General features: G+C 67.8%; 14 protein-coding genes. 7 read left to right on the top strand and 7 right to left on the bottom strand.

Annotation, left to right across the window (positions count from 1 at the left end; genetic code table 11):
* Positions 1–479 precede the first annotated feature (479 nt).
* Together ABS735_RS13770 and ABS735_RS13765 are read left to right on the top strand one after the other, a co-directional pair.
* Entirely contained in the window at positions 480–1232 is a 753-nt protein-coding gene (locus tag ABS735_RS13770) for a cytochrome c biogenesis CcdA family protein (protein WP_373905801.1), read from the top strand.
* A gap of 351 nt (positions 1233–1583) precedes the next feature.
* The gene (locus tag ABS735_RS13765; protein ID WP_016325481.1) at positions 1584–2258 is read left to right on the top strand and encodes an SCO family protein; all 675 of its coding nucleotides are present in this window, start codon (positions 1584–1586) and stop codon (positions 2256–2258) included.
* Between the two features lie 70 nt (positions 2259–2328).
* On the opposite strand, the gene ABS735_RS13760 is transcribed toward ABS735_RS13765, so the two are convergent.
* Positions 2329–3051, bottom strand: coding sequence for a cation efflux transmembrane domain-containing protein (locus tag ABS735_RS13760; protein WP_016325482.1), 723 nt, complete (start codon positions 3049–3051; stop codon positions 2329–2331).
* On the bottom strand, positions 3051–3386 hold the full coding sequence (locus tag ABS735_RS13755; RefSeq protein WP_373905802.1) for an ArsR/SmtB family transcription factor: 336 nt from the start codon (positions 3384–3386) through the stop codon (positions 3051–3053). The genes ABS735_RS13760 and ABS735_RS13755 overlap by 1 nt, the downstream gene beginning before the upstream one ends.
* 264 nt (positions 3387–3650) lie before the next feature.
* Between ABS735_RS13755 and ABS735_RS13750 the strand changes: the two genes are divergently transcribed.
* From ABS735_RS13750 to ABS735_RS13740, 3 genes are all read left to right on the top strand, one after another.
* Entirely contained in the window at positions 3651–4112 is a 462-nt protein-coding gene (locus ABS735_RS13750; RefSeq protein WP_016325484.1) for a DUF6153 family protein, read from the top strand.
* 94 nt (positions 4113–4206) lie between these two features.
* Positions 4207–4881, top strand: a complete 675-nt coding sequence (locus ABS735_RS13745; protein ID WP_016325485.1) for a DUF305 domain-containing protein — start codon at positions 4207–4209, stop codon at positions 4879–4881.
* 145 nt (positions 4882–5026) lie between these two features.
* A complete protein-coding gene (locus ABS735_RS13740) occupies positions 5027–5881 on the top strand; it encodes a F510_1955 family glycosylhydrolase (protein ID WP_016325486.1) in 855 nt (284 codons plus the stop codon).
* 201 nt (positions 5882–6082) lie between these two features.
* On the opposite strand, the gene ABS735_RS13735 is transcribed toward ABS735_RS13740, so the two are convergent.
* The 5 genes from ABS735_RS13735 to ABS735_RS13715 form a co-directional block, all read right to left on the bottom strand.
* The gene (locus ABS735_RS13735; protein ID WP_016325487.1) at positions 6083–7348 is read right to left on the bottom strand and encodes an MFS transporter; all 1266 of its coding nucleotides are present in this window, start codon (positions 7346–7348) and stop codon (positions 6083–6085) included.
* 81 nt (positions 7349–7429) lie between these two features.
* Positions 7430–7960, bottom strand: coding sequence for a carboxymuconolactone decarboxylase family protein (locus tag ABS735_RS13730; protein ID WP_016325488.1), 531 nt, complete (start codon positions 7958–7960; stop codon positions 7430–7432).
* Between the two features lie 20 nt (positions 7961–7980).
* A complete protein-coding gene (locus ABS735_RS13725) occupies positions 7981–8757 on the bottom strand; it encodes a hypothetical protein (protein ID WP_361015272.1) in 777 nt (258 codons plus the stop codon).
* Positions 8758–9719: 962 nt separating this feature from the next.
* Positions 9720–10829, bottom strand: a complete 1110-nt coding sequence (gene arsB, locus ABS735_RS13720) for an ACR3 family arsenite efflux transporter (protein WP_046247777.1) — start codon at positions 10827–10829, stop codon at positions 9720–9722.
* Entirely contained in the window at positions 10826–11134 is a 309-nt protein-coding gene (locus ABS735_RS13715) for an ArsR/SmtB family transcription factor (protein WP_046247776.1), read from the bottom strand. Before ABS735_RS13715 ends, arsB begins: the two co-directional genes overlap by 4 nt.
* Positions 11135–11226: 92 nt before the next feature.
* Between ABS735_RS13715 and ABS735_RS13710 the strand changes: the two genes are divergently transcribed.
* Together ABS735_RS13710 and trxB are read left to right on the top strand one after the other, a co-directional pair.
* On the top strand, positions 11227–11640 hold the full coding sequence (locus ABS735_RS13710; RefSeq protein ID WP_016325493.1) for an arsenate reductase ArsC: 414 nt from the start codon (positions 11227–11229) through the stop codon (positions 11638–11640).
* A complete protein-coding gene (gene trxB, locus ABS735_RS13705) occupies positions 11637–12629 on the top strand; it encodes a thioredoxin-disulfide reductase (protein WP_016325494.1) in 993 nt (330 codons plus the stop codon). Before ABS735_RS13710 ends, trxB begins: the two co-directional genes overlap by 4 nt.
* The last annotated feature ends 20 nt before the right edge of the window (positions 12630–12649 follow it).

The following is a 12649-nucleotide window of genomic DNA, read 5'->3' as shown; positions in this document are numbered from 1 at the left end:
CCGAACAGCACGAGAGCGATGGAGCGGCCGACGGCCTGCCGAGCCCCGAAGCCCGGCAGGCCGTCGGCGCACACCCGGCGAACCAACGGCTCAGCGATAGAACGAGAGAGGTGCACCGATGAGCCAGACGTCACGAACAGACACGCTTCGAAAGGTGATCCGGCATCCGGTGGTACGGATGACGGCCGCTGCTCTGCTCCAAGCCGTGGCGACCCACCTCACGCAGAAGGGCGCCGCCGGCTCGTCACGCCCGGAAGCGTGTGCCCCGCCCCGTCAACGGGACGCACTCCCCGAAAACCCGACTGTATAACTCGAGGGACAACGGCAGAACTCTGCTGGTGTCCTGGTCGGTGTGGTAGGGGCGAGGTCAGGCTCCGTAGCAACGTCCGTTAGCTTGTTGCTTCGGGTATGCCACGGCCTCCCCCGCTTCCCTGTCGCTACCCGTGCGATCGAGGCCCTGTACGAAGGAGTGTCGAGCCATGCTGGTGGCTGCCGGACTTGAGTCCACCGTGCTGACCGGCTCGGTGCTGCTGGCCATCCCGATCGCCGCCCTGGCTGGGCTTGTGTCGTTCTTCTCACCCTGTGTTCTACCGCTCGTGCCCGGCTACCTGTCCTACGTCACCGGGGTCAGCGGCGCGGACCTGGCCGACGTACGCCGCGGCCGGATACTTGCCGGCACCGCGCTGTTCCTGGCCGGGTTCACGGGTGTGTTCGTGTCTTTCGGCGCCGCGTTCGGCTACGCGGGCAACACCCTGCTGGAGCACCAGGATCTGCTGATCCGGGTGCTGGGCGGCCTGACGATCGTGATGGGCCTGTCGTTCATGGGCGTACTGCCGGGTATGAGCCGCGAATGGCGCCTGCACCGGCGCCCGGCCGCCGGCCTTGCCGGGGCGCCGATGCTGGGAGTGCTGTTCGGACTGGGCTGGACGCCGTGCATCGGCCCGACATTGGCAGCGGTGCAGGCGCTGGCGTTCAGCGAGGCCAGCGCCTCGCGCGGCGCCCTGCTGACCGTGGCCTACTGTCTCGGCCTCGGTGTTCCATTCCTCGCCGCCGGCCTCGCCTTCCGTAAAGCGCTCGGTGTCTTCACCTGGGTCAAGGCCCACTACCAATGGGTCATGCGCGTCGGCGGCGGCATGATGATCGCGACCGGCCTGCTCATGGTCACCGGCGTGTGGAGTGCACTCCTCAGCCAGATGCAGTCCTGGACGGCCGACTACACCATCGGCATCTAGACCGCCCCGTCCATACCCGCCCGAGAACGAGGGACTTCGACGTGAGTGACGCGAACGGTGACGACGCCGGCGACCTCCCATACCGGGAGCTGCCGGTGGCGGAGTCCATCCGTGACCGCAGAGCCTAGGTGCAAGTGCTGAAGAACGTGGCATCACCGGCGAAAGTGCCCCATGAACCGACTCCGCTGAAGACGGCCACCGCTCTGGCCACAGGCGGTGAGCTGTGCGGATACGGCCTGCTCTGGTCGTCAGCCAGGCCCAAAACGTGGTCTTCCCTCACCTCGCCCGGTGGTTCTGACCTCGTTCCGACCATCACCACACCCGAGTCCCGAAAGAATTGAGAAGACCACCATGCACCACCGCACGCGCCCCATCCGCCTGACCACCACTGTCCTCGCCACCGCCGCCGCAGTGCTCCTGGCAGGGTGCGGCACCTCCGGAACGGATCATCACGGTAAGGAGGAGCCCGCTGCCGCAGTCTCCCAGTTGGACACCTCCCCATACCGGGGCACTGCGTTGGACAGCGGGTTCACCAAACCCGACCTGGTCCTGACCGACACCACCGGCAAGCCCTTCGACCTGCGCAAGCAGACCACCGGCAAGACGACGCTGCTGTTCTTCGGCTACACCAACTGCCCCGATGTGTGCCCCACCACCATGGGAGACATCTCCCTCGCCCTGTCCAAGCAGCTGAAGACGGTCAAGGACAACGTCCGAGTCATCTTCATCACCACCGATCCCGAGCGTGACACCCCCAAGAGCCTCGGCAAGTGGCTCGAGTCGTTCGGACCGAACTTCATCGGTCTGTCCGGCGACCTCGCAAAGGTCAAGACGGCCGCACGCAGCATCGGCATCTCCGTTGAGGAGCCCAAAGAGCACCAGGACGGCACGGTCACCTCCGACCACGGCGCCCAGGTCGCGGCCTTCCTTCCCGCCGATGACGAGGCCCACGTCATCTACACCGCGGGCACCACCACCGACGACTACGCCCACGACCTGCCGCTGCTCGTCAAGAGCACCCGCTGACAATGAGGAGGGGCTCCATCTCCCGCATCATGACACCGCAGACGAAGCCCTCTCGTCCGACTGGTGCCGGTCAACAGCAGTCGCAGCCTCCACGACTGCCGCAAGCGTCTGCCTCGGCCTTGCCCGCACCAGAGCTCGAGGCGGTGCCGCTGGGCGCGCAGCAGCCCTTGCCCCGCCAGGCTTCAATGCCCTCCTTGACGGCGATGACCGCAATGACCAGGGCGGCGATCGGGTCTGCCCAGGACCAGCCGAGCGTGACGTTGAGGACCAGGCCGACGAGGAGGACCGCGGAGAGGTAGGTGCACAGCAAAGTCTGCTTGGAGTCCGCCACGGCCGAGGCAGAGCCGAGTTCGCGTCCGGTTCTGCGTTGGGCGGCGGAGAGGAACGGCATGAGCACCAGCGACAGTGCGGCGATGACGATGCCAGGCATGGAGCGCTCGGCCTCGCCAGTGCCCATCAACGCCCGGGCGGCGTCGAAGGAGACGTAGGCGGCGAGGGCAAAGAAGGAAGCCGCGATGATCCGCAGCGTGATCTTCTCGCGGGCTTCGCGCAGCTCGTGGTCGCGCGCAGAGAACTGCCAGGCAACCGCCGCCGCTGAGGAAACCTCGACGATCGAGTCCAGGCCGAAGCCGATCAGTGCAGCGGAGGAGGCCACGGTGCCAGCGGTGATGGCGACGGTCGCCTCGATCACGTTGTAGGTGATCGTCGCGGCCACGAGGAACCGTATCCGTTTGGCCAGGACATCGCGGCGGACCGGGGACGAGCCGAGGGACGTGGAGATGTCCGCGGTCATCAGCAGCAGCCGTTCCTTACGGCATTCACGCAGGTCCTGTCGGCCTCGACGGCGACCACCGCATTACGAAGGTCGTCCAGCGCGTGTCCCAGGCGTTCGTCGGCCAGCTCGTAGCGCACCCTGCGCCCCTCCGGCACGGCGACAACCAGGCCGCAGTCCCGCAGACAGGCCAGGTGATTCGACAGCCGCGTGCGGGAGATCTCCAGCAGATCGGCCAGCGCGGCCGGGGGTGCCGGCTCCTCCCGCAGGGCGAGCAGGATCCGGCATCGGATCGGATCGGCCAGCGCCCGCCCGAACCGGGTGAGCGCGTCGAGGTCAGTCGCAAGGCTGAGCATGAATGGAAAGGTACACGAATTCGTGAATTCAAGATATCTTGGATCATCGGGGCCAGCTCTCCTTCGCCGCACCCATGCATCACTGCAGGGCCCGATGGACTCCTCACCAGGTACGAGCCGGCCGACCCCCTCCGAACGAAAGTGATCAGCTTTCCATGACCCGCGGGCCACCTCGTTCGGGCGCACCTCTCGCGGCGTGACCCGCGTCCGTTCGGTACTGTCGGATGGACCGAAGTTCAACGGTCAGGAACGGAGTCTCGAGGAATGCGGCCGAGCCGACATGCACGCGCGGGAGGAGCCCTGGGGCGCCTACTGCTCGTCATCGTGCTCGCGTTCGGGGTTCTCGCGATGCACACCATGGGGCATCCCGACGACTCCTCCGGTTCCGCCATGAGCACCACATCCCACATGTCGGCGGTGGACGGGACCGCAACAGCTCACAATGCCGTGAGCCCGCTCACCATGACGGACACCAAGTCGGTCGACCATGTAGGGGATCCAACGGACTCCTCACCTGCGCACGACCCCGGTGCGGCGATGGACATGCTCTCGCTGTGCGTGGCGGTCCTGTTCAGCGCATGGATGCTCGTCACGCTGCTGAAGTCCGCTTTCGCCCGGCATCGCGAGTGGTTGGCACGGCTCCTCGCCCAGGTCGCCGCCGTACTGCGACCGAATCCGCCCCCACGCTGCCCCGATCTCACCCAGCTGTCGGTCCTGCGGCTGTAGACCGAACCGCACTCACGGGCGCACATACATGTGATCCCGCGACTTCGCGTACGGCAAAACAGACCCAAAACCGACACAAAAGGTGACACGAACCATGACTGCCTTCACTCGCGCTGCCCTGCGCCGCAAGCCCGCCCGTCGCATCGCCGTAGTGGGCCTCATCGCTACCGGCTCGCTGTTCCTCGCCGCCTGCGGTGGTGACGGTGACGACATGAGCGGCATGGACCACGGCAGCAGCAGCTCGGCGTCCGCGACGGCTACCAGCCAGGCGGCCGGGAGTGCGGAACAGGGGAAGGACTTCAATGACGCGGACGTCGCGTTCGCTCAGATGATGATCCCGCACCACGAGCAGGCCCTGGAGATGGCGAAGCTGGCCGACGGCCGCGCTTCGGACGCCGAGGTCAAGGACATCGCACAGAAAATCGAGAATGCACAGGACCCGGAAATCAAGACGATGAAGGGCTGGCTGAAGGCCTGGGGGCAGCCGACCCAGATGGAGTCCATGCCCGGCATGGACCATGGAGGCCACGGCAGCGGCGACGGCATGATGTCCGAGGCGGACATGGAAGAACTCAAGGGCATGAAGGGGACCGAGTTCGACAAGGCGTTCGCCGAGATGATGATCGACCACCACAACGGCGCGATCAGCATGGCCAAGGACGAACAGAAGAACGGCAAGTACGCCGAAGCCAAGAAGATGGCCGACGACATCGTCAAGGGCCAGTCTGCCGAGGTGGAGCAGCTCCAGAGCACTCTCGACCGGCTCTGATCCGGGCGACGCGACCGCACGATCGGTCTCGCGTAGCGCCACCGGCCATCCGGGCCCGCTAGGGGCCCGGGTGGTCGTTCCTCCCCTCGCGTGCCGGTCTCTGCGCCCGGCGCGCTTGCCCCGTCCAACTCTTCATCGAGGACCTATGAACTCGCGCCTTGCCGCTGCGGCAGCCGTCGCCGCCGCGCTCACGCTCACCTTGACCGCATGTTCCGGCGACGACGCCGACACGGATGCCTCCGCACCCGGCGTCACGGTGAGCCACATCCATGGGATCGGCCTGGACCCCTCAGACCAGCGTCTGTACGTCGCGACGCACGAGGGCGTCTATACCCCCGGCGCCCAGGGAGAGCCGACCTTGGTGGGTGACAGCAAGGACGACTTCATGGGCTTTACGGTGGCCGGGGCCAAAACCTTCTACGCCAGCGGCCATCCCACCACCGGTGGCAACAAAGGACTGATCAAGAGCACGGACGCGGGCAAGACCTGGGAGTCTCTGTCACTCTCCGGCGAGTCCGACTTCCACGCGCTCGACTACGTCCATGACACCGTCTACGGCTACGACTCCACCGGCGGCCTGTTGCGCACCAGCAAGGACGGCAAGACCTGGAAGGACGGGGCAAGCATCCAGGCTCTCGACATCACGGTGAGCCCCGAGGACCCTGGCCTCCTCCTCGCCACGACCGCAGAGGGAGTCGCCCGCAGCACGGACGGCGGCACAACCTTCACCGCCGGCCGGCAGCCGATGATGGCGTTCCTGTCCTGGCCGACGAAGGACACCCTTTACGGCATCGACACCGCTGGCACGCTGCACCGCAGTTCCGACGGAGGGACCACGTGGCAGCAGGCTGGCACGGCGCCCGGGGGGCAGCCACAAGCACTCACCGCCGCGGGAGCCGATCACGTCCTGGTTGCTACACAGACCGGGGTATACGAGTCGAAGGACGGCGGCAAGACGTTCACGAGGCGCATGGACGTGGAGAGCAGCAGCGGACACTGATCGGCACCAGCGAACTTCCGCGGCCATGACCGCGCGTACGCCGGTCGGCAGCCGACGTCCAGGACCCGTCTTGAGGAGTAACGCCATCGGACGGACCAGGACGTCGGCTGAGTGGGGCCGATCGCCCGAGCGTCGGTATCGAGCGGGGTTTCCACCGTTCCACCGAGACGGGGAGTCGACGCCGCCGCATCCGGAGCGGGCTCAGGCGGCCTTGGCCAGGCTGGAGCGGTCCTTCGCCGGGGCGGAGGACACGGGGCCAGTGACCGGCGCCGGGGTGTCGTGGCGTGGCCACAGCAGGAGGGCGCCGGCCGCTCCCGCCCCGGCGAGAACCGCGAGGACGGACCAGGCGAGGGTGAGGCCGGCGGCCGTGCCGACCCAGCCCGCGACAGGGTAGGTGATCAACCAGGCCAGGTGCGACAGGGAGAACTGGGCGGCGAACGCCTCGGGGATCGCGTTCCGGGCGACGGAGGCGCGCAGCACCTTGCCGGTCGGCGTGACGATCAGCGCCATGCCAACACCGATCGCGCTCCAGACGACCGCCGTGCCGGCCCAGGTGGCGATCCCCGTCGCGACGAGCACCACAGCGGCACCCGTGGCCCCGACGAGGACGGAGGCGCCGGTCATCATCACGGTGCGGGCGGCGACCTGGTCGAGAACGCGGGGCAGCACGAGGGCGGCCACCAGGGTGCCGGTGCCGGAGGCGGCGAGCATCCAGGCGACGTCCGACTGCGATCCGCTGAGCCGGTCACGGACGAGGTTGACGGTGTTGACGACGACGATCGACCCGGCGGCCGCGACCACGAGGTTGAGCGCCATGAGCCCGCGCAGCCTCGGCGTGCGGAGGAAGGTCCTGACCCCCGCCGCCGCCTTGTCCCACGCCCTGGTGTGGACGCTCGGTCGGGCGTCTGGGACGTGCGCCGACAGGACGAGGAGAGCGGAGAGGAGGAATCCGGCGGAGGTGCCGAGGAACAGCCGGTCGAAGCTCAGGAACGCCAGGGCGACGGCCGCCAGCACCGGGCTGAGCAGGCTCTCCATGGTGGAGGCGACCTGGGACGCCGACAGCGCGCGCGTGTAGGCGGACTCGTCGGTGACGATGTCGGGGATGACCGCTTGGAACGTCGGCGTAAACGCCGCGGAAGCAGCCTGGAGCAGACCTATCAGGACGTAGACGTGCCAGACCTCGGTGACCAGCGGCAGCGCGAGGACCACCGCACCGCGGACCACGTCGAGGAGGACGAGGAGCGTTCTTCGGGGGAACCGGTCGACGTACGCGGCGGCCAATGGGGCGATGATCACGTACATGACCATCTTGATGGTGAGGGCCGTGCCGAGGACCATGCCGGCGTTCGAACCGGCTAGGTCGTAGGCGAGCAGACCGAGGGCCACTGTCGTCAGCCCGGTGCCGAACAGGGCGATAACCTGGGCACCGAACAGGTGGCGGTAGTCGCGTAGGGCGAACAGACGCATGGCGGTTTCCTTCCGTGTCCATGCGGCGGGGCACGGCTCCGGGACGGAGGCCGTGCCCCGCGGGTACAGGCGGGGAGGTCTCTAGGCACGAGTGGTGCTCTCCGGGGTGAGGCCGGCGAGTAGGTTGAAGGCGCCGGTGAGGAGGTTGAGCGCGACGACGCCGACGATGTCGGCGATCGCGCGGTCGCTGAAACCGTGCGTGCGCAAGGCGGTGACCTGGTCGTCGGTGATCGAGGCCGGCTCGCGGTAAAGCTGGAGGGCGATGGCGACGACTGCGGCGATCGCGGCATCGGCCGAGGTGCCGGCGCGGGCCCGCTCGATCTCCTCCTCGTCCACGCCCAGGGCGCGGGCGGCACGGATGTGCGCGTCGAGGCAGAGTCCGCAGCCCTGCTGGGCCTGGACTGCGATCGAGACGCGCTCGCTGATCCGACGGTCCAGCTTGGCCCGGCCCATGGCGCGGCTGAGCTGGAGGTAGCCGCCGAGCACGGCTGGGGAGTGCGCCATCGTGGCGACCATGTCGCCGACCTGGCCGTGGCGCGAGACCAGGTCGGCGAGGAGATCGCGCGAGGCGCCGACCGCCGTGTCGGGCGTGAGGCGGGTCAGGCGGGTCATGACGCTCCTTTCGTTCACGATCAGTGGTGGGTGTGGTGTGCCGGGTGGCCGTGCTGGTGGCCCTGGAGCGCGGGCACGGCCGCGGCGGTCTGGGCCACGTGGGCGGTGTCCGCGGTCCGCGCGGTGAACTCGGCGGTACGGACGACGCCGGCGTGCCGGAAGTCCAAGTACAGCCGGTAGGTACCGGGGGTGGGTGCGACGGCCAGGAAGGTGATGCCGGGTCCGGCGGCGGTTGCGCCGTCACCGGGCTGGCCCTCCGGGTGGACGTGCAGATAGCCCAAGTCGCCGACCCGCAAGGCGACGAGATGCCCATACGCGGCCAGGTAGGGTTGCAGGTCGGTGACGGGGCGGCCGTCGCGGCTCACTGTGAGGGTCAACTCGCTCGCCTCGCCGGGCATGAGTGCACCGTGGAGGGCGACGGTGTACTCGCCGAGCCGCGCGACGCCGGTGGCCTCGGGCAGCGGGCGGGGTTCGTACACCCCGGCAACCGCGGCGTCGATCCCGAGCGTCAGCGTCCCGTCGTGGCCGGCCGGGTGGACGTCGGTGAAGAACTTCCAGTCGCCAGGCGTCAGGTCCAGCTCGACGCTCCAGTCACCCTTGCCGTCGCGCACGGGGTGCACGTGCTGGAACCCGGCCGTGTCCCGCCGTACGGCGATGAAGTGCAGTTCCTTCTCGTGCTCGGCCACGAAGTCGGTCACCGGCCGCCCGTCGGGGCCGACGACCCGGAAGCGCACCGGCTGCACCCCGGCGGCGAGGACCGCCGACTCGAGTTCCAGGGTGTACCCGCTCTGCGACACCGACAGCCCACCGGGCTGGGCTCCACCGTGACCACGGTGACCGGAGTGATTCCGCATGACATCTCCCAAGAAATAGAAGCGCCTACCGAAGCCGCCCGTTCAGGACGCTGACGGCGACCATATACCCCCCAGGGGTATATGTGAAGCCCAGAAGCCCCCTCCGCGTATACGTAGATCGCCGTGCCTTTAGAGGGGACGGGTCAACACCTCAACGGGGCTGGGGAGAATGGTCGTGGACCACGCTGCCCACAACGCTCGCTGCGAGGGTCACCATGGCCGCGCCGACTACGGCTCGCGCGTCGGCGCCTCACCCGGAACGGCAGGCAACGCGGCACTGCGCTGTCTCACCGGCTGCGCAATGGGCGGGAGCTTCGGCATGGCGTCCGTGCCGGGCTGGACTTCAAGAGCGCACACAAAGTCACGCTTGCCGCCGGCAGGGTCTCGATCGCCGCGATGCAGTTGGTCGACTGAACCTCCGCCAACCTGAAAACCCCAGGTCAGCAGCGCTGGTGTGACGTGTTCCGGGACGCTCGTACTGGTCGTGGGCGGTAGTCCGCGCCGTAGATCGTCCGTCACGGGGCGGCTTGCCGGATTCCCACTCGCGGCGGGCGAGCGGCCTTCTACGATCCGGTGTATGGATCCCGAGTTGCTGGAACGGATCACCGCGCGGCGTGCGGAACTGGACGAACTCGAAGAGCAGCTGGCCAAGCAGCTGGCGGAGGTACGGGCCGAGCGCGACGAACTGGCCGTCGCTGAGAAGGTCCTGGAGCGGATGAGTAAGCAGCCCGCCGAGGACTGGACAGTGCGGGCCGTGACCTCGCCGGGTCGTCCGAGGAGCGGTCCCTCACGCACGACGCGGTGGGCGACGAGCGTGTGTTCGGGGCAGACGGCGGCTACGCAGTCGCGGCAAACGCCGACAGCCGTGCTGGTCGTTCCCCGTGCGCGGCAGTCCAGGCAGTGCATCAGTAGTCCCTGCCCTCAGTGGTCAGAGCGGACGGAGTGAACTTCTTGCGCCAGGCCAGGGACACGTAGACCAGGCCGATCAGGACGGGCACCTCAATCAGCGGTCCCACAACGCCGGACAGGGCCTGGCCGGAGGTGACGCCGAAGGTGGCGATGGCGACGGCGATGGCCAGCTCGAAGTTGTTGCCCGCGGCGGTGAAGGCAAGGGTGGCCGTGCGGTCGTAGGCGAGGCCGATCGCCTTGCCCAGCAAGAAGGTCCCGGCCCACATCACGGCGAAGTACACAAGCAGAGGCAGTGCGATGCGGGCGACATCGAGCGGCTGGGAAGTGATGGTCTTGCCCTGGAGGGCGAAGAGGATGACGATCGTGAAGAGCAGGCCGTAGAGCGCCCACGGGCCGATTTTCGGCAGAAAATTGGACTCGTACTTCTCGCGGCCGAGCCTCTTCTCGCCGATGCGGCGGGTGAGGAAGCCGGCCAGCAGCGGGACACCCAGAAAGATGACCACGTTCAGGGCGATCTTCCACATGGAGATGTCCAGGTGCTCGCCGTCGCCCAGGCCGAGCCAGCCGGGCAGCAGGTCGAGGTAGAACCAGCCGAGCAGGCCGAATGCCAGGACCTGGAAGACCGAGTTGAGTGCGACCAGGACGGCCGCCGCCTCGCGGTCACCGCAGGCCAGGTCGTTCCAGATGATGACCATAGCGATGCAGCGGGCCAGGCCCACGATGATCAGACCGGTGCGGTACTCGGGCAGGTCCGGCAGGAAGATCCACGCGAGCGCGAACATCACCGCCGGGCCGACGATCCAGTTGATCACCAGGGAGGAGGCCATGAGCCTGCGGTCGCCGGTGACGGCGTCGAGCTTGTCGTAGCGGACCTTGGCCAGGACCGGATACATCATGACCAGCAGACCGATGGCGATCGGCAGGGAGATGCCGCCGATCTCGACCTTGGCTAGGGCGTCGTTCAGGCCCGGAATGGCTCGCCCCAGGCCGAGCCCGACAGCCATGGCGATGAGGATCCAGACGGCGAGGAAGCGGTCGAGCGTCGACAGCTTCGCGACGACGGAAGGCTCCTCGGCGGTCGTTGCGGGGGCTTCGGTGCGGGTCACGGACAGGCCCTCTTGTTCTCGACGGCGGTACGGGCGGACTCCGCCAGGCCGGCGAACTGGCCGGCGAGCGATGCGATGACGTCGGGGCGAAGCTTGTAGTACGTGTAGCGGCCGCACGGCTCGGTCTCGACGACCCCGGCCTCACGCAGCACTTTCAGGTGGTTGGAGAGGTTGGTCTGCCGGGCGCCGGTCTCCTCCACGAGGTGGGTGGTGCACAGCGTCTCCTGGGCGAGCAGGGTCACGATCCGAAGCCTGAGCGGGTCCGCCAGAACCCGAATCAGGTCAGTGTCGACTGACGTCATCATGTACTGATACTCTCACATCAGTGGTGACTGACACCACCGGGTGCTGAAGTCATTCGCGCCTGATGTCGTTGCGAGACAAGTGAGACGCCCTGATGTCCGACAAGCCCTCCGTGTTGTTCGTCTGTGTCCACAACGCCGGCCGATCCCAGATGGCTGCCGCGTGGCTGACCCACCTGGCCGGGGACCGCGTCGAGGTCCGTTCCGCCGGATCCAACCCGGGCGAGAGCGTCAACCCGGCCGCCGTCGAGGCCATGCGTGAGGTCGGCATCGACATCTCTGCCGAAGTGCCCAAGATGCTGACCGTGGACGCGGTCCAGGAGTCCGACGTCTGTATCACCATGGGATGCGGCGACACCTGCCCGGTCTTCCCCGGCAAGCGCTACCTCGACTGGACACTGGACGACCCCGCCGGCCAAGGCGTCGAGGCCGTCCGCCCGATCCGCGACGAGATCAAGGTGCTGGTCGAGGGCCTGATCAAGGAGATCGCCCCGGAGCCGCAGTCATGAGCAGCACCACAAACGTGCGCGACGTCATCATCATCGGCTCGGGCCCGGCCGGCTACACCGCCGCGCTCTACACTGCCCGCGCCAGCCTCAAGCCCCTCGTCTTCGGCGGTGCGATTTTCGTCGGCGGCTCGCTCACGACCACGACCGAGGTTGAGAACTTCCCCGGATTCCCCCACGGTGTCCAAGGCCCCGAGCTCATGGAGAACATGCGGGCCCAAGCCGAAAGGTTCGGCGCCGACATGCTCGACGACGACATCGTCGCCGTCGACCTTGCCGGTGACATCAAGTCCGTTACCGACACCGCCGGTACCGTCCACCGTGCAAGGACGGTGATCGTCGCCACGGGCTCCGGATACCGCAAGCTCGGCCTGCCCAAGGAGGACGAGCTGTCCGGGCGGGGCGTCTCCTGGTGCGCGACCTGTGATGGCTTCTTCTTCCGTGACCGCGACATCGTGGTCGTCGGCGGCGGCGACACCGCCATGGAAGAGGCCACCTTCCTCACCCGCTTCGCCCGCTCGGTCACCGTCGTACACCGGCGCTCCATCCTGCGCGCCTCCCAGGTCATGCAGAACCGCGCGTTCTCCGACGACAAGATCTCCTTCGCCTTCGACAGCGAGGTCGCTGCGCTCCACGAGGAAAACGGCATGCTGTCCGGCATGACGCTGCGCGACACCCTTACCGACGAGAAGCGTGAGCTGACCGCGACCGGCCTCTTCATCGCCATCGGCCACGACCCGCGCACCGATATCTTCCGCGGACAGCTGGAGCTGGACCCCTCGGGCTACCTGAGGGTCGCCTCTCCCTCCACCCGGACGAACATCCCCGGTGTGTTCGGTGCCGGAGACGTGGTTGATCACACGTACCGTCAGGCAATCACCGCCGCCGGCTCCGGCTGCGCGGCGGCCCTGGACGCCGAGCGTCATCTTGCGGCGGAAGGGCGCGCCGAGCGGGCCGAACCGGACAGGGCTCTCGCAGTCGTCAGTAGCTGAACTCCTGCATTCAGCAAGCT

This window comes from Streptomyces sp. MMCC 100 (genome assembly GCF_041538145.2).
Classification (GTDB): Bacteria; Actinomycetota; Actinomycetes; order Streptomycetales; family Streptomycetaceae; genus Streptomyces.
The sequence above is the reverse complement of the archived record's forward strand: the minus strand, read 5'-3'. Positions and strand labels throughout refer to the sequence as shown.